At 48.1% G+C, this 16,506-nt stretch carries 15 protein-coding genes and 1 pseudogene; 10 read left to right on the top strand and 6 right to left on the bottom strand.

Annotated elements, in window-relative coordinates:
• Positions 1 to 67: 67 nt before the first annotated feature.
• Positions 68 to 637, bottom strand: a complete 570-nt coding sequence (locus CWB99_RS14195) for a uracil-DNA glycosylase family protein (protein WP_138552978.1) — start codon at positions 635 to 637, stop codon at positions 68 to 70.
• A 231-nt stretch (positions 638 to 868) separates the two neighbouring features.
• On the opposite strand from CWB99_RS14195, the gene CWB99_RS24060 reads away from it, so the two are divergent.
• The 6 genes from CWB99_RS24060 (at position 869) to CWB99_RS14225 (ending at position 8,790) form a co-directional block, all read left to right on the top strand.
• A complete protein-coding gene (locus tag CWB99_RS24060) occupies positions 869 to 1,165 on the top strand; it encodes a hypothetical protein (protein ID WP_171045347.1) in 297 nt (98 codons plus the stop codon).
• 2 nt (positions 1,166 to 1,167) lie between these two features.
• Positions 1,168 to 2,733, top strand: a complete 1,566-nt coding sequence (locus CWB99_RS14205; protein ID WP_138552977.1) for a PepSY-associated TM helix domain-containing protein — start codon at positions 1,168 to 1,170, stop codon at positions 2,731 to 2,733.
• Entirely contained in the window at positions 2,730 to 3,062 is a 333-nt protein-coding gene (locus CWB99_RS14210) for a DUF3325 domain-containing protein (protein ID WP_138552976.1), read from the top strand. The genes CWB99_RS14205 and CWB99_RS14210 overlap by 4 nt, the downstream gene beginning before the upstream one ends.
• 702 nt (positions 3,063 to 3,764) lie before the next feature.
• Positions 3,765 to 4,472: an SDR family NAD(P)-dependent oxidoreductase gene (locus CWB99_RS14215; protein ID WP_138552975.1), complete on the top strand. Its 708-nt coding sequence runs from the start codon at positions 3,765 to 3,767 to the stop codon at positions 4,470 to 4,472.
• Positions 4,473 to 4,573: 101 nt separating this feature from the next.
• Entirely contained in the window at positions 4,574 to 5,665 is a 1,092-nt protein-coding gene (locus tag CWB99_RS14220; RefSeq protein WP_138552974.1) for an efflux RND transporter periplasmic adaptor subunit, read from the top strand.
• Positions 5,662 to 8,790: an efflux RND transporter permease subunit gene (locus CWB99_RS14225; RefSeq protein WP_138552973.1), complete on the top strand. Its 3,129-nt coding sequence runs from the start codon at positions 5,662 to 5,664 to the stop codon at positions 8,788 to 8,790. The genes CWB99_RS14220 and CWB99_RS14225 overlap by 4 nt, the downstream gene beginning before the upstream one ends.
• 71 nt (positions 8,791 to 8,861) lie before the next feature.
• Here CWB99_RS14225 and CWB99_RS14230 read toward each other — a convergent pair whose 3' ends face one another.
• The 4 genes and pseudogenes from CWB99_RS14230 to CWB99_RS24845 all read right to left on the bottom strand — a co-directional run.
• Positions 8,862 to 9,251 (bottom strand): disulfide bond formation protein B, encoded by a 390-nt coding sequence (locus CWB99_RS14230; RefSeq protein WP_138552972.1) that lies wholly within the window; start codon positions 9,249 to 9,251, stop codon positions 8,862 to 8,864.
• Positions 9,252 to 9,361: 110 nt separating this feature from the next.
• Entirely contained in the window at positions 9,362 to 9,868 is a 507-nt protein-coding gene (locus CWB99_RS14235) for a hypothetical protein (protein ID WP_138552971.1), read from the bottom strand.
• 149 nt (positions 9,869 to 10,017) lie between these two features.
• A complete protein-coding gene (locus tag CWB99_RS14240) occupies positions 10,018 to 10,440 on the bottom strand; it encodes a VOC family protein (protein ID WP_138552970.1) in 423 nt (140 codons plus the stop codon).
• A 14-nt stretch (positions 10,441 to 10,454) separates the two neighbouring features.
• Positions 10,455 to 10,574: pseudogene (locus CWB99_RS24845) on the bottom strand (GNAT family N-acetyltransferase); the annotation flags it as partial.
• Between the two features lie 191 nt (positions 10,575 to 10,765).
• On the opposite strand from CWB99_RS24845, the gene CWB99_RS14250 reads away from it, so the two are divergent.
• The 4 genes from CWB99_RS14250 to CWB99_RS14265 all read left to right on the top strand — a co-directional run bounded on the left by CWB99_RS14250 (position 10,766) and on the right by CWB99_RS14265 (position 15,675).
• Positions 10,766 to 12,112: an amidohydrolase family protein gene (locus tag CWB99_RS14250; RefSeq protein WP_138552969.1), complete on the top strand. Its 1,347-nt coding sequence runs from the start codon at positions 10,766 to 10,768 to the stop codon at positions 12,110 to 12,112.
• Between the two features lie 53 nt (positions 12,113 to 12,165).
• On the top strand, positions 12,166 to 12,969 hold the full coding sequence (locus tag CWB99_RS14255; RefSeq protein ID WP_138552968.1) for a hypothetical protein: 804 nt from the start codon (positions 12,166 to 12,168) through the stop codon (positions 12,967 to 12,969).
• Between the two features lie 161 nt (positions 12,970 to 13,130).
• Positions 13,131 to 15,251 carry a TonB-dependent receptor gene (locus CWB99_RS14260; RefSeq protein ID WP_138552967.1) on the top strand — a complete coding sequence of 707 codons (2,121 nt, stop codon included), beginning with the start codon at positions 13,131 to 13,133 and terminating at the stop codon, positions 15,249 to 15,251.
• Positions 15,241 to 15,675 carry a hypothetical protein gene (locus CWB99_RS14265; RefSeq protein ID WP_138552966.1) on the top strand — a complete coding sequence of 145 codons (435 nt, stop codon included), beginning with the start codon at positions 15,241 to 15,243 and terminating at the stop codon, positions 15,673 to 15,675. Before CWB99_RS14260 ends, CWB99_RS14265 begins: the two co-directional genes overlap by 11 nt.
• Positions 15,676 to 15,688: 13 nt before the next feature.
• Here the strand turns inward: CWB99_RS14265 and CWB99_RS14270 are convergent, their stop codons facing one another.
• The gene (locus CWB99_RS14270; RefSeq protein ID WP_171045348.1) at positions 15,689 to 16,153 is read right to left on the bottom strand and encodes a hypothetical protein; all 465 of its coding nucleotides are present in this window, start codon (positions 16,151 to 16,153) and stop codon (positions 15,689 to 15,691) included.
• Positions 16,154 to 16,506 lie beyond the last annotated feature (353 nt).

Consider the following 16,506-nt stretch of genomic DNA (forward strand, 5'->3'; position numbering starts at 1 on the left):
AGTTAATTCATTTTCTAAAAGTTTACATTATAGTGCCAAATTTCTTTTATACCTGGGCTTAAAACGTTTAAAAATCACCCAAAACCTCCTGGATACGACCTCTCAATGCCGGTATCACATCAGCCTCAAACCAGGGCCGTTTTCGCAACCATAATTGATTACGAGGGCTTGGATGAGGTAATGCAATCAGCTTAGGTAAACTCGATTGCCAGCCAGCAACAGCCTGTGACACATTAACAAAATCTGTTAAATGATAGCCTTGTGCATATTGGCCAATTAATACAGTAAATTCAATTTGCTCGAATACCTCAAGCAAAGGGGCGCGCCAAGTTTGTGCACAAATTTTAGGAGGAGGTAAATCACCAGATTTTCCCTTGCCAGGGTAGCAAAATGCCATGGGCACAATCGCAAATAAAGCGGGGTCATAAAACTGAGTTTCAGTGACACCCAGCCAGTCTCTGAGGCGTTTTCCGCTGGCATCGTTAAAAGGCTTACCCGTTTTGTGCACAGTCATACTCGGAGCCTGACCAGCAATCATTATTTTGGCAGTGGGCAGTCCCTGGATCACAGGTCTTGGCTCAAAGGGCAACTCACCCCGACATAAAGTACACTGCCGGACACGCTCAATGATATTCAAATCTGGTTCCCCTTATCGCATCTTATTACCTGGTCAGTATATCAAGGGTCTATCCATTTAAAGAATACCCGCCAGCTTGCTCATAAAATATACGGCATCGGATTTTTGGAATTTGATATTCCATCTGACATTAATATTTGTACATTTAACGCATTTGCTAATGATAATTACTGTCATTTATAGCGCGATTCAGTGATAATCCGCCTCCCTATTTTTGATCAAAGAACAAGTATGCCGATATCGTCTTACTTCGCTTATTTTACTGCCTATCGACTGAACGTCGTTGCCCGCTTTGCAACGGCTATTGTCGGCGGCTACCTACTCACAGCGCTGTCCATCAGCCTGATGAGCTTGTTGTTGCCTGTTTCTAAAGTTGACGCCGTATTATTCAGTGTGTGCCTGAGTGTGCTCATTCACTGCCTTATTTTTATCGCTGTATTTGCAATAAAGTCGCTACACCTCCTTTGCGGTGGATTGCTGCTGCTTGCCACATTGCAATGGATGCTGATCCTGATATTAAAAGGGTAACTATGAAAGACAGTTTTTTCCGCTCTATGACCTGGTTACATACCTGGGTTGGGCTACTTTTTTGCTGGCTGCTGTGGTTGGTATTTTTTGCCGGCACACTGAGTTTTTTCCGCCAGGAAATTACTTTGTGGAGCAAACCTGAATTGCACTCATACAGCAGTGAGGTGCAAAGTTCGCAGCAAGCGCTGCTGGATTATGGCTTCGAGCGCCTAAATACAGAGGCACCTGACGCAGCGCGTTGGTGGATCAGTCTGCCTTCTGAGCGCAACGCTCTGTTACGCGTTTCTCACTTGCCCTACCCAGAGCCCGGTGAAAAAGCCAGCTGGATAAACCATAACCTGGCGGCCGACAGCAAGGTACCTGTGACACCCAGAGAATCCAAAGGAGGCAGTTTCTTTTATAGACTGCACTTTGACTTACATTATATGGATCGCACCACAGCACGCTGGATAGTGTGTCTGGCTAGCTTATTTATGCTGGTCGCACTGATCTCTGGAATAGTGATCCACAAACGTATTTTTAAGGATATGTTCCAGTTCAGAGCAGGCAAAGGCAGCCGAAGCTGGCTGGACGGCCACAACCTGAGCTCTGTGCTGGCCTTACCATTTCACTTGATGATCACCTACACAGGTCTGATCACACTCATATTCACGTTATTTCCCTATCCGGCACAAACCGTCTATGAAGGTGGGGTAAAGGAATTCAGAAAAGAATTCTATCCGGAGCGGCAACGCCCAGAGCTGAGCCACCAACCTCTGACCAGTCCAGCATTTGCCCAGTCTATAGATCACTTTTTTACTAACTGGCCAGAACAACCCATTTCACGCATTATCATAGATCATCCCCGGGATGCGGCAGCTGTCATGAAAATTTACGGCGCAAATCGCAGTGAGATAAAAGACGAACAAGCGGTGTGGCTGTACTCTGGTAAAACAGGCGAACTGCTCAACACCGCTCATCTGGAAGACAGTGCAGCAGCCAAATTGTATGGCGGTATGATAGCCATGCATACAGGTCGCCTTGCTTCGCCGGGTTTACGTTGGCTCTACTTTTTATGTGGCCTCGCAGGTTGTGCCATGATTGCCAGTGGCTGTGTGATGTGGGCAAAGCGGTTAAGGGAACGTCAAAAACCGACGCAACCCGTCGGCTTTGGTCTTAAGTTGGTGGAATCACTCAATCTCGCAGCAATTATGGGACTACCGCTGGCAACCGCCGCATTCTTCTATGCCAATCGCCTGATCCCGGTAACTAACAGCGCTCGTGCCGATCAGGAAGTACTGGTGTTTTTCCTTACCTGGGCGGCCACAGCTCTGTTTGCCGCGAAGTGGCGTAATACGCAAGGCTGGCGCACTCTGGCACTCGTCAACGCCCTGGCATGGCTAGTACTGCCACTGTGCAATGCGCTAACAACTCAAGGCAGTTTAATTAGTTACGTGAGTAATGGACAGTGGGCACTGGCCATGTTCGATACTATGGCCCTGCTAGCCGCTGCGGTATTTTTCTGGCAAAGCAAACAGCTTCAGTCTACACAGCAACCACAGCGTACTCGCAGGGAGCGCACAGCATGATGTATCTGATCGCGACCTTACTGTGCCTCTCAAGCTTTACGGCTTTCGCGCTGGCTAAAACACCACACTACAAAGCCGTATTTGGCACCCGACCAGAGCATGCATTAAGTCAGCGCTATCTGATTGCAGCCTGGATCATGCTTTTACTAACATTGGTGATAGATGTCAGTCAGGCTATTGGATATGGCAGTCTGATATTTTGTGGCCAGATGGCTCTCTCTGTGCTGCTTCTGGCCATCTTACTCTCTTTTCGGCCAAGCTGGATGAGATCACTATTTTACCTACTTCCGGCCGCAACACTCCTGATCACTGTATCGCACGTTGCATAGAAGGTTAAGGGGCTGAGGTTTACCCAGCCCCTTAATATTTATTATATATCATATAGATATACAAGACTCCTCTAAACCAGAGCACATCATTCAGAGCAAATAATTACCAAGTTGCTTGAAAAAACGCATACATCAGAGCCAACTCCAGCCAGCTAGAGCCCCGTACTTAGTAAAAATGCTAATCTCTGCACACTGCCTGAGTCCATCACTTGGTAAAATCATGATCTCAGCCTTATGAGTGCTTTTTTAGTTGGTAAAAATACGATCTGAGGAAAGCTGAGTTAGTAAATATGTGATCCCTAGCGCGATCCTGCTACCTCATAAGTTAGTAAAAATACGATCTCAAACTAGCAGCCTCATGTTTTATCAGTCATTTATAGACCAAATACCGCCAACAAAAGCAGACAACCCCCTAATCCTTAACCAAAATCAGCCAATGAGCATCATAAGTTAGTAAATTCGTGATCTGAATTCGACTGAGTTAGTTATTTGCTGATCTGGACAGTGGTTAAGTTAGTTAAACCTTGATCCACATGGAATCGCAAGTTAGTAAAATTGTGATCTCTTGACTACCTGGCAGGGTTTTACACCCCTTCACTCATTGAGTTAGTAAAAACCCGATCTCCATTGACAGATCCAATCCGTTCTGCGATCCGTTTAATACCCTCATAGAATAAAACAAACGGTTAAAATGGAGTACAGGTGAAAGTCTTAATTGTTGGCGGTTCAGGTGGAATAGGGCAGGCTCTGGTTAAACGTTTTGCCAATATGCAGCCCAATGTCGAGGTTTATGCAACATATAGAACCACACAGCCAGTTGTCACCTTGGACAATGTAAGATGGATTCAGGTCGATGCGAGTCAGGAGTGCGATGTCAGCGACTTAGCAGCGCAGGTTCAACAGCTAGATATACTCATCAATGCCACAGGGCTGTTGCATACTCCCGACAAATTGCCTGAGAAGTCTATACAGGAATTTGACCCTCACTTTTTTAATGAAAACCTGCAGGCAAACACAGTGCCGACTTTGCTGTTAGCCAAACACTTTGCCAAAGCGCTCAAAGCAAAACACCCGACTTATTTTGTCGCACTGTCAGCTCGTATTGGCAGTATTTCCGACAACCGTTTGGGTGGCTGGATCAGCTATCGAAGTGCTAAGGCCGCTCTGAACATGGCACTGAAAACCATCAGTATAGAATGGCGTTATAAACTAGCAAACTGCTGTGTGCTGTCATTCCATCCTGGTACAACCGATACCGCCTTGTCAGTCCCTTTCCAAAAAAATGTACCAGCCGACAAGTTGTTTAGCGCTGATTTCGTGGCAGAAAGTTTGATAGATCTGATACACAGTAAGCAGGCATCAGACAGTGGCGGCTTTTATAGCTATGATGGTTCAGCGATTACCTGGTAATCCCATAAATAGCAAAAATCTCATGTTTAGTCGCAAATCGCATGCTTGTTGGTCAAAAGACCCATAGAATTAAATGAAAACTATTATCATTAGAGGCTTATATGCATATTTCCGCACGCGTAATCGCAAGCGTCATGCTAATCACCGCAATGTTGCTTTACTCACACTCGGGATTAGCGCAAACCACACAGGTTGAGGTTTACACACCCAGTGCCACAAAGCAACCCAAGGTAATGACCCTGAGCGGCTCAGTCGAAGCCAGACATAACGCACAACTGGCCAGTCAGGAATCTGGACTAGTGGAAGCTTTGCTTGTTGATGCGGGAGACACCGTCAGCAAAGGCGATCCATTGCTAAAGCTGGATGCCACACTGGCAGAGTTAAATCTGGCACAAGCCAGGGCCGGTGCGCAGGCTGCCGAGGTTTCGGTCAATGAGGCACAGCGTCTGCTTGATGAAGTTGCAGCCCTATCAAAAAAGCAAAGTGTGGCACAAACGCTGATTGGCGAGCGCACCGCAGCACTGGCCAATGCGAAGGCTGAACAGGTAAAACAACAAGCACTGGTTGCCCTGGCACAGGAAAGACTACACCGTCATACGCTGTATGCCCCCTTTACAGGTGTAATTGGGCAACGTTCTGTGGATATGGGCGAGTGGGTCACACCGGGCAACCAGCTCTTTACTCTGGTCGCAGAATCAGACTTGCGCATTGTGGTCAATGTCCCGCAGGAGTACTTTCCTCTGTTACGTTCAACCGCCAGACTGCCGGTTATGGTTACGCCTGATATCAAGGCTGCTAAGCCCATCAAGGCTGAGATCAGCCGCATCGTTGCCGTCACAGATCCATCCAGCCGGACCTTTACGGCACACATAGATTTGACCGATACCATGATGGTCCATGCTCAGTTTACGCCAGGCATGTCGGCCCAGGCGGATCTGCTCCTGAGTGCACAAGACAGTGCCGTATGGATCCCCAAAAAGGCGGTTAAGCAGCACCCGGATGGCGGCAGCAGCGTGTTTATTGCCGACAACAACACAGCCAAACGAAAAATGGTGACCATCACGGCTTCACGACCAGACTATGTTGCGGTAACAGGCCTGACAGGTAATGAGTCGGTGATCACCACTGGTATCGAGCTGTTAAAAGAAGGCACACAACTGCAAATCAGCGCCAGGGCAGGGAATCTACAATGATTGAATCAGCGGTAAAACGCGGCACCCTAGTGGCCGTGGTGGTGCTGATCACCACCATTTTAGGCCTGGTATCAGCTTTGAACATTCCTGTACAAATGATCCCAGACCTGGAAGTAAGAACCATTACAGTACAAACGGGCTGGCCCGGTGCAACCCCGCAAGATGTGGAAAAAGAGATCCTGATAGAACAGGAGCGCTATCTGCGCAGCTTACCGAATCTGCAACGCATGATCTCATTTGCCGAGATGGGTGAAGCCACCATAGAGCTGGAATTCCCTTTTGGAGTTGAGGTCAACGATGCCCTGATCCGGGTAAACAATGCCCTCAGCCAGGTACCCGCTTATCCGGAAAATGTCGACCAACCGAGGCTGTTTTCCAGCTCCTTTTCCAGCAACGCCTTTATGTTTTTCCTGCTTAAACCACAAGCCGGCAACCCATTACAACTGGACGTGGATCTGCTGCGGGATTACGCCGAAGACTACATTCGACCACGTATGGAAAGCGTCACAGGCGTCTCAGAAGTTCGCATTGGCGGCGGTGCACAACGACAAATCCAGATTAAAGTCGATGCAGCGCGCCTGGCTCAGCGCGGCATTAGCCTGAGCGATGTCAGAACCGTGATCCGCGACAGGAACCGCGATACCTCTGGCGGTGATATCGAAAGTGGCGAAAGCCGTTACCTGTTGCGTGTGATTGGCCGCTTTGAGCAACTCAATGAACTGGAAAACCTGATCATCAAACGTGATGGCAATGCCAATGTATTGCTCAAAGATGTTGCCAATGTCACTCTGGATCACTTCGAAACCCGCGGTGTGAGCTATTCAAACGGCGAGCGCACTTTACGCCTGTCGGTACGGCGCGAAAGCGGCTCTAATGTATTAGATATCAAAGAGCAGATGCTGCCAGTGGTTGAGGAAATTAACCAACAATTGCTCGCGCAAAATGGCCTGGAATTGAAATTACTGAGCGACGATGTCCGCTATGTAAAAAGCTCACTGGAGAACGTCTGGACTAACCTGGCGTTAGGTGCGCTGCTGGCCACCCTGGTGATGTACTTCTTCCTGCGTTCCGGGCGCGCGACACTGGTTGGTGTGATGGGGATCCCATTATGTACCATCGCTGCTTTTTTTGCCCTAATGAGTTTTGGCCGTACCATCAATGTAATCTCTCTGGCCGGGGTCGCCTTTGCCATCGGCATGACGGTGGACAACACCATAGTGGTGTTAGAATCAATCGTTCAGGCCAAACGTGAAGGGATCAGCCGACGCTTAGCTGCCATCAATGGCGTGAAGGAAGTCTGGCCTGCAGTACTGGCATCAACCGCCACCACAGTATTGGTTTTCGCACCGATTTTATTTGTGCAACAGGAAGCTGGTCAACTCTACTCAGACATTGCGATTGCCATTTCTGGCGCCATCATTGCCTCCATGCTTGTGGCCATTTTTGTCGTACCCGTCGCACTGGCAAACTTTGGTAAGCAGCAAGATCTGGAAGAAAAACGCCAGGTTGAACTGGGTACCTACTGGCTGAAGTTGTCGCAGCTATTTACCCGCACGACCACCCAGGCACGCATTGCCAGCGCTGCATTTATCGTGGTTATTATGGGTCTGGCCACAACCTTGATGCCAGCTGCCGAATATTTGCCTGAAGGTGAAGAGCCCAAGGCATTCTCTATGATGATTGCGCCCCCGAACTACAACCTGACCGAAATGGAAAAAATTGGGACGGAACTGCGCGCCTACTTTGATGGCTTTGTGCAGGCAGATAACGCAGATTTTCTGGCGGGGAAGACTGATATGCCGCCACTGGAGTACTACTCCATGTCAGTGTCAGTTGGACGGATCTGGTTCTTAAGTGCCCCCGTTGAACCAGAACATATTAATCAGATGATGAACGCCATTACGGATAAATTCAGAAGTTACGAGGGCATGCGTGCGTTCTCTGCCCGAGGTTCGATTATTTCCAGCAATGACGGCGGAACACGCGCTGTGGCGGTCGATATCGCCGGTGCGAATATCACGGACCTCTATAGTGCGGCAGAAGCTGTCTATGCCGAGGCGGATAAATTGTTTGATAAGCCGCAGATCAACTCCGACCCCAGATCACTGACACTCGACCAGCCACTCATCGAGATCCAGCCTCGCTGGGCACGACTGGCAGAGCTGGGGCTGGATAATCGAGATTTTGGGTATGCCGTGGCTGCGATGAGTGATGGTGCTTATGTAGATGAGTTCATCCTTAATGATGATAAAGTCGACATGTTCCTGTTCAGTGGCTCGGGCAATCGCCAGACCATAGAGCAGCTCTCGACAACACCTATCATTACCCCCAACGGACAGGTGCTACCGCTCAATGCGCTGGCCGATCTGGTTGAAAGTAAGAACAGTAATTCCGTGCGTCGTGTTGATGGTAACCGGACCGTCACCGTGTATATTATCCCGCCCAGAGACGTCGCGCTGGAAACGGCTGAGCAAATAGTCCGTCAGCAGCTGTTACCTAACCTCTGGCAACAGGGCAAGATTGCTCAGGGTATTAAGGTCAACATCAGTGGTGCCGCGGATCAGTTAGAAGCCACCAAAGCATCTCTGTCTGGTAACTTTGTCATAGCACTGGTGCTGAGCTACCTGCTGTTGGTGGCGATTTTTACCCACTGGCGTTACCCACTGTTTATTCTGGCAACCGTGCCGCTGGGTATGGCCGGTGGCCTGTTAGGGCTGGTGACCGTGAATGGCATTAACAGCACCTTGTCGGCCATAGGGCTCAGTGCCTTCCATCAGCCGTTTGATATGATCACTATGCTGGGCTTTTTAATCTTACTGGGCACTGTGGTGAATAACCCAATCCTGATTGTCGACCAGACTCGTCGTTATGTGATGGAGCAGGGAATGAAGGTTAAAGAAGCGGTCCAGCAGGCCGTGGCAAAACGCCTCAGACCAATACTGATGTCAACAACCACCACCATTTTCGGCCTGGCTCCTCTGGTACTGATCCCAGGTGAAGGAACCGAGTTGTATCGCGGTGTGGGAATTATCGTACTCAGTGGTATTTTGGTTTCAACGCTGCTCAGCCTGACTTTTTTACCAGCACTGCTGGTTGCTGTTATTAAGGATGAAAAACCGGCTTAAAAAACAACCCAGCCCGGAGCAAAATGCTTCGGGCTGGGTTGTCAGGTTTTGCGTATAGCCTAAATGGCCACTTACTTTTTCTGTGTGGTGGCCAGCCAGACTAACCCTATGATTGCCGTCATTGCCAACCCCGAAAGCAAGAAGGGATCAATAATCAGGGTATCGTTAAATTCAAACTTACCAGCTGAAATCGTTTTCCAGCCCATAAAATGCTGATTCGCGGCAACAACCGCCCCAAAGAAACCAAATACCAGCGCGGCATACTTACCTACCCAGTGACGCGCAGCCCCTGTAAACAAAATAATGCCAAGCAGACCAATGACTGTGCGTTGCACACGGCAGTACGGACATACATAAACGGCTCCCATTAACTCAACCGTCCAGGCAAGAACGGATACCCCGATGGCAGCGAGACCCAGCCACTTCGCATGGCGGGTATAGGTTTCTAACTCAAATAACATGTATTTACTCTTTTTCTGTGACACTGACAGAAAGATCTCCGCCAGAAAAAACAGTTATACAATAACATATTCTAATTGGGGATATTAAATAGCTTTTTGGAATAAGAATATTAACGACGCCTCATCGCTGTAAAAATAGCAATCACAAATGACACCGCCACCAAATCTACCTCGACCACAGTCAACTTCATTGTGTTGGCTTTCATCTCAAGCTCAAATGTAGAAGACAACAGCAAACCAAAACCTACCTGGGTTTCACCAATCAAATCCCGGTTGATACCCAGATTGATTGCCCCCATTCCGGTGTAGGCATATGCAAATGCACCAAGCTGAACACTGACAACCTGCAAGGCCTGATTCAGAATAGACAAAAAGTACCACTTTACCTGCGACGTGATCGCGGTGTAACCAGCAATGGCATTCAGGAAGATCAAAGGTAGTCCAGTGAGCGTTACAGGTGCGGTCTCTCCCTCAGAAAAAAAACCGACCACCAATACTATGGTCATAACCAGTGCTGCCAGTAACTGCACATAACCCACTACCTTAACTCGCTCCTTAATAAACTGAAGCTTGGGACTGGTCTTAGGTGTAGTCTGATATTGATTTGGGCTTTGCATAAACGCTGAATACTCATCTGAGTCAAACGAGACGGCATACACTCATTCTTTGAGCATCTCATTTACCGTATGGTTCAACTGAAAAAATAAAAATAAGGTCGCGCGAGTGTACCTTATTTATTCAAACTCAGCAGCTAAGTGTGCAGATATTATCTGCACCGTTTCGACATAGGATGCCCGTAGGTATATTCAATTAGATCCCACAAGTTCCCATACAAGTCTTCAAATACAGCGACTGTGCCATAGTCCTGCACAGCGGGCTCACGAACAAACTGAACCCCCTCAGCTTGCATCGCTTCATAGTCGCGCCAAAAGTTGTCAGTGCTTAAAAACAAAAACACGCGACCGCCAGCCTGATCACCAACAAAGCGTTTTTGTTCGGGTTTAGAGGCTTTCGCCAACAATAAAGCAACACCATGAGAATTAGGGGGGGCGACCACCACCCAACGTTTATCTTGCTCCGCCTGATAGCTATCCTCTATAAGCTCAAACTTGAGTTTACCGACATAAAAGTTGAGCGCTTCGTCGTAGTCGTTTACCACCAGTGCGATGTGCGCAATATTCTGTTTCATAGTGACCCTTGAGTTTAATTGTGCGGCTGGAATTTCTTGGTCATACCCTGGCTCTTCGGTGCAACCAGTCGATACCCCAATTTTTCGTAAAACACCGGCTCATCAGCAATCATAGAGACATAAGAGCCGGGCAACGGAAATAAATCTTACAATATCAAAATAAGTCATATTGAACGCGCTCTGGCGCCTTCTTTAGCGGCGTCAACCCCCTTTACATTGCATAGTCCAGCATATTTAGCATTGCGCGGTATCTTCTAAATAGGCACACTATGACGTTGGATATAACACTAATAATAAACACTTTTTCTGCTCAAGGATCCTGATAATGAAAACAATAATACCCAAACTCACAGGCGTACTCGGTGGTGCCATGATCATGTGCCTAAGTGCACGATTTAGCTATGCAGCTGAATCGCAGGTCATGTCATCCGATGCATTACTACTGACTCAGGTTCAGATTGTCGATGTCGATCAGCAGGAGATCCGCCGTGGTGCCGTACTGATTGAACAAGGCAAGATAGCCGCTGAATACCCTGTGCCTCCAGCCAATTTTAAAGGTCAGATTCTAAATCTAAATAATCGTTGGCTAATTCCTGGACTGATCGACATGCATGTTCATGCGTTTGGCAACCGAGCTCCCCATGCTAAATCAGATTTTGCCGGCACTGAAAAGATCTCCCAACGAGTGCTGTATGCCGGAGTGACCGGATTTGTAGACTTATTTGGCCATGAGCTAGGCCAGATAGCCGCACGGGAAAAGCAAAGAGCAGGCGCCTTTGTTGGTGCTGATATCTACAGCAGTTTATCTTGTCTGACTGCCCCGAAAGGTCATTGCACAGAATACGGCCTGGAAACACGCACTATGTCGACCCCAGAAGAGGCTATCGCTCAGGTGCAGAGTTTAGCCAAAGCCAAACCCGACGTAATTAAAGTGGTATATCAACCCAGTGACGACCAGCCCTCGATTGATAAAGCCACCTTTGCAGCTATCGTCCAGCAAAGCAATAAACTCGGGATCAAAACCATAGTTCACCTTAAAACCTGGCAAGAGGTCATCGATGCCATCGAGGTAGGCGCCACGGCTTTTACACACATTCCCGGTACACCCATCCCGACAGGGCTGGCAGACAAAATAGCCAAGGCAAACATGGTGGTGATCCCCACCATGACAGTTCACACAGATCTGACAGATTTTCTGTTCGACAAGACGGTGATCGCCTCAGAGCTGCTGCAAGCCATGACAACCCCAGCCATCATTGCAGGTTACCAAAGTGAAGAAACCATGAAGAAGTGGGGCGACCGGGAGGCCAAATGGCGTAAACAGGATGCACAAAGAACCGCTAACCTGACCGCACTGGTCAAAGCCGGTGTTACCGTTTTAGCAGGCACTGACGCCGGTAACTACGGCACTATTCAGGGTTACTCTGTGCACAGAGAAATGCTGAAATTCACTCAGGCAGGTATGACAAACTGGCAAGCACTGGCCGCAGCCACCACTCGCTCGGGTTCCTTTTTGGGCATTGATAACACACTGCAAACCGGTGCTCAGGCAAGCTTTGTGATCCTGGATGCCTCGCCGATAGAGGATATTCAGAACACCCAAAAAATTCACACCGTGATCCATCAGGGTAGAGTGGTTGACCGAGACCAGGCGCTGAAAAACGGATTTTAATCTCAGGTGCCGCCTTCATAAAGCGGCATCTTTCATCAACAGGTACCCTTTTAATGCACCGTCTATATATTGGCCTGCTGGCAGGCCTCTGTCTTTTTATTTGTACGCTGTACCTTTACCCAAAAGAACAGAATAAAGCCGAGAATATCAAAGTTGCAGCCCCCATTATAGATCACGTTCAGCACACGGATCTGACGAATACAATTGTCAGCACGACACGCCAACAACCCGAGCAGGTGCAGGCCGAGTCAGCCGAGGCACTATTTAAACAAGCCATACAAATACGCCAGTGTCGCAACGTACCGCGTAGCGATGAAGCGTTCAATCAATGGCTCGAACAGGCATTATCTCGCGACGAAGTGCACGAGATAATTGATACCATGAAAACCAGATATCAAGGCTGCCTGAGCAACACCAATCGTGATGAAAACTATGTAGAGAAGCTAATAAACGCAGCCCAAATGGGCTCAGATAAAGCGGCCGATACACTCTGGCTACTTGCCCCGGCCGAAGTACATCAGGCACTGAATTTCAGTACACTCACCAGAGATGAACAAGTCGCTCAGGTGAAAGCATTCACCGCGCAAAAATATCAGGTGACTGAGCAAGTCGCATTGCAAGGTGGAGAGAAAGCGGCCCTCCAGTTAATCCGTGGCTATCAATATCTGGACCCTGACACAGGGGGACAAAATTATATTCAGGCACTGGCCTACAGTCATTATTTTTTGCAAACCCGCCAGGACAGTGAGGTATATGGTCGCGTCGAGTGGACCAGGCAATATCTGGAGCAGCGTATGACACTCGATGAAATTACTCAGGCGCAGCAACTGGCTAGTGAGTTACAGCATCGCGAATAAGATCATTAAACCATACAAGTGAATACCATGTGGCAGCACTTGGTTTACTCCGCCAGGCAAAGATCGATAATAAAGACATCACCGTATACTGACCGCATAATTTGTACATTTTTGCATGGCAGGATTATCATCCAGCTCCTTGAACGAAAAATGAGGTCTTCATGAAACCCGGTTTGACTGTTTCTGCGTTAACGTTAGCCTTGCTACAGGCGTATTCAGCGCAGGTTGCTGCTGACACAGCAGGTATCGACCAGATAGAAAAAATCACGGTTACATCAACACGTACAGCCAAAGCCAATACCGATCTGGCACTGAGTGTAGGTCAGGTATCCGAGCAAACCATTGCTGACGACAATGCGCAGCATATCTCCGAGTCATTGCAAACCATACCGGGGGTTTTGATCAATCAGCTGTCGGGTGGACAAGGGCACAACGCAGCCGTGCGCATGCCGATTAATTTTGATGGCTACACCTTATATTTGCAGGATAATATTCCGCTGCAATCAGCAGCCTTTTATACTCATAACGCGCTATGGTGGACCAGCAGTAACATAGGTCTGTCACGTCTCGAAGTACTTCGTGGTGCAGGAACTAGCTTGCATGGCGCAGGCGCGGTAGCAGCCACTGTCAATGTACTGTCGAAGCCGGTTTCAGCAGACAAAAACTCTGTGGGCCTGACACTTGGGGAGCATGGCTATTCACGCATAAATGGCAGTACCACCTTGTTAGATGACAATCAGGGAGGGTTGCGTGTATCGGCAGCCTATCTGGAAAATGACGGCTGGCGAGATCATAACGCCGTTGAAAAAGCCGAGCTGGACGTACGTCATGAATATCAACTGGACGACAAACAAAGTCTGACAACCTCGCTGATAGCTTCGTCGCTTGATCAGCAGATCCTGACCACACTCAGCATAGAGCAGTTTGAACAAGATCCCTCTCAGTCAGGTCTGCCTGACGAAGTGGTCGACCTGGATCCGCGCAGAACCACGGATTATATGCGCCTCAGCACTGAATATCTGTATGAGGATAAAAACCTGAGCGTATCCCTTATTCCTTATGCGCGTCACCGCACATTAGAACACCTTGCCACCTGGCAGCCCAATATGCCGGTAGAAGAAACGGAAGTCACCACATTCGGTCTGCTGGCGCTGGCAAGCTGGTCTCATCAAAACAGTGCTCTGACGACACTCGGCATTGACTTAGAACATACTTCCGGAGATACCTACTCATTTCAGCCCACCACCAGAATCACCACTGGACGAGGAGCAGCGACATACCCACAAGGACATGTGTTCTACGACGACACCACCACTTTTAAAAGTGTATCCCCTTATATCCAGCACCTCGGCTATCTTACCGACGCGCTCAGCTATACTCTGGGAGTGCGCTTTGACCACAGCCAATACGTGTTTGACAATGCTCTGCCTAAATACAAAGACGATGGCTTTGGCAATCGCTCCATTGCCTCACGCAAAGACACTTTTAGCCACCTCAGCCCTAAGCTGAGCCTGAACTATTTGCTTAATGAGCAGTCGAGTGTTTACGTGCGCTTTGCCAATGCGATGCGATTACCCACAGCACCTGAAATGTACCACCTCAAAAGTCGCCAAAGCAGTGCACAGCTGGGCAGCCTGAAAGAAGAAACGTCCGATACTTATGAACTGGGCTACAAGGCCAACCTGGATGCGCTGTCGATTGAACTGGCATATTATTTAATGGATGTGGACGATGCCATTGTTACGGCATTCAGCGATCTGGGCGCCTCATACCGGGTCAATGCATCCAGTGTCAGACATAAAGGCTTTGAGCTTGGACTGAACTACCAGTTTAACCGCGCATTTTCTGCCGCGCTGGCCTACAGCCAGTCTGACCATGAGTTCCGTCATTACATTCGTGATGAAGGACGGGTTCACCGCGAGACGGGCGAGTCGATGGAACAGGATTTGTCGGGTAACAGCCTGCACATGGCACCGGAATATGTCGCTAATTTCAGGCTTAACTACACCAGTCAGACCATTAAGGGACTCAGGCTAACTGCTGAAGCCAAAAGCATCGGTGATTACTACCTGAGCGTTGAAAATACCGATACTTACTCGGGTTATACGGTGTTTAACCTCAAAGCTAACTACCGGCTCAACAAGCGCGTGAAACTCCACGCCCGGATAGCCAACCTCACCGACAAAACCTATGCGCTGCAAAACGAGGAGCGCTTTGGCCGAACCCGTATTCAACCTGGCATGCCGCGCACGGCGTATGTCGGGATCAGCTATGACTTCTAGTCTCAGATACGCGGCACCCGCTTGCACCCTGATGTTACTCACATCAGGGCCGCTCGCGGCAGAGCACGTCACATTTGAGGCAGGTTCATACAGAAACAAATCTGTACTGTATTACGATCACCAAACGTTGAGCCTGAGTAAAGTCGACTCAGGCAAAACCATCTCTGTGTGTGAACAAGGCATTTCCGCTGAAACACTCAGTCACACATTGGCCTTTTTCAAAACCCTGGATATTCAGAGCTGGCAACCCGATTACTTTAGCGAGAGGCTCAAGGGTGGCAATATATTCACCCTTGATATTCAGATCGCCAACATCACTAAAAAAAGTGCAGGTCATAGTCACCTTGCACCAGCTAGATATGACAAAATCATTCGGCATTTTAATCAAGTGCTCACCGTCAATAATTGCCCGGTAATCAATTAAATCCGTAGCCTTGCTACCACAGCTCCCTGATCAGGCTAATTTTGCCTTCTTTAAAACCAAATACGGCCAGCATAGGCTCTTGTTGTTGCCAGCTGCCATCAGCCTGGTTAAAACCATAAGCATACTCTACAGCAATGTGGTTTTTACCCGGGATAGTTCGTAGTACCCGGATCTCGCGGTTGGTTTCACTATCGTACCGGCCACTTTCATGATTACGTAAGAATGCGCGTCGCCAGGCGGGTTTATCAAAATTAGCCTGATATTCAATATGCTCGTATTTAACCTCGTCATGCATCAGGCCAATCAGGGCATCAATATCCGCAACCGTAGAGCCTTTATATGAGACAGTATCCAGCGCATCAAAGTACTGGTTTACTTTGCTCAGCTGACAGTGTGAGTCACATTTGGCTTCTGCGAATACTGATGATGACAATGAGAATAAACCTCCCCACACCAACACATTTATTATATTTTTCATTTTATTTTCCTGTGATGAAAGTAGTTAAATGAGTCCATTATTTCCTTTAAGCCGGGCTCAATGGGAAAAAGACTACCCCACCATAGCAGCTGAGCTATGTCTTTGACGACAAATACTTGCGTGCACAATGCTAAACAATTCCTGAAGGCGCCGACTATCAAGAAAAACTCTATCTCGTAGTCAATGTTTCATATTACCCAAGTAAGGTAGTGACGTCTCAAATCAGTATAAAAAAGGAGCAAAAATAATAAAAGACTAAGCAAAACTTGTTCGGTGATAGTTACTTAATTATTTAAAGAAACAAGGGGAATAAAGGATTAAAACAGACTTAAAAAAGGAATAGAAAAAGGGAA

It is taken from the genome of Pseudoalteromonas rubra (assembly GCF_005887095.1).
In the GTDB taxonomy this organism is placed as follows: domain Bacteria; phylum Pseudomonadota; class Gammaproteobacteria; order Enterobacterales; family Alteromonadaceae; genus Pseudoalteromonas; species Pseudoalteromonas rubra_E.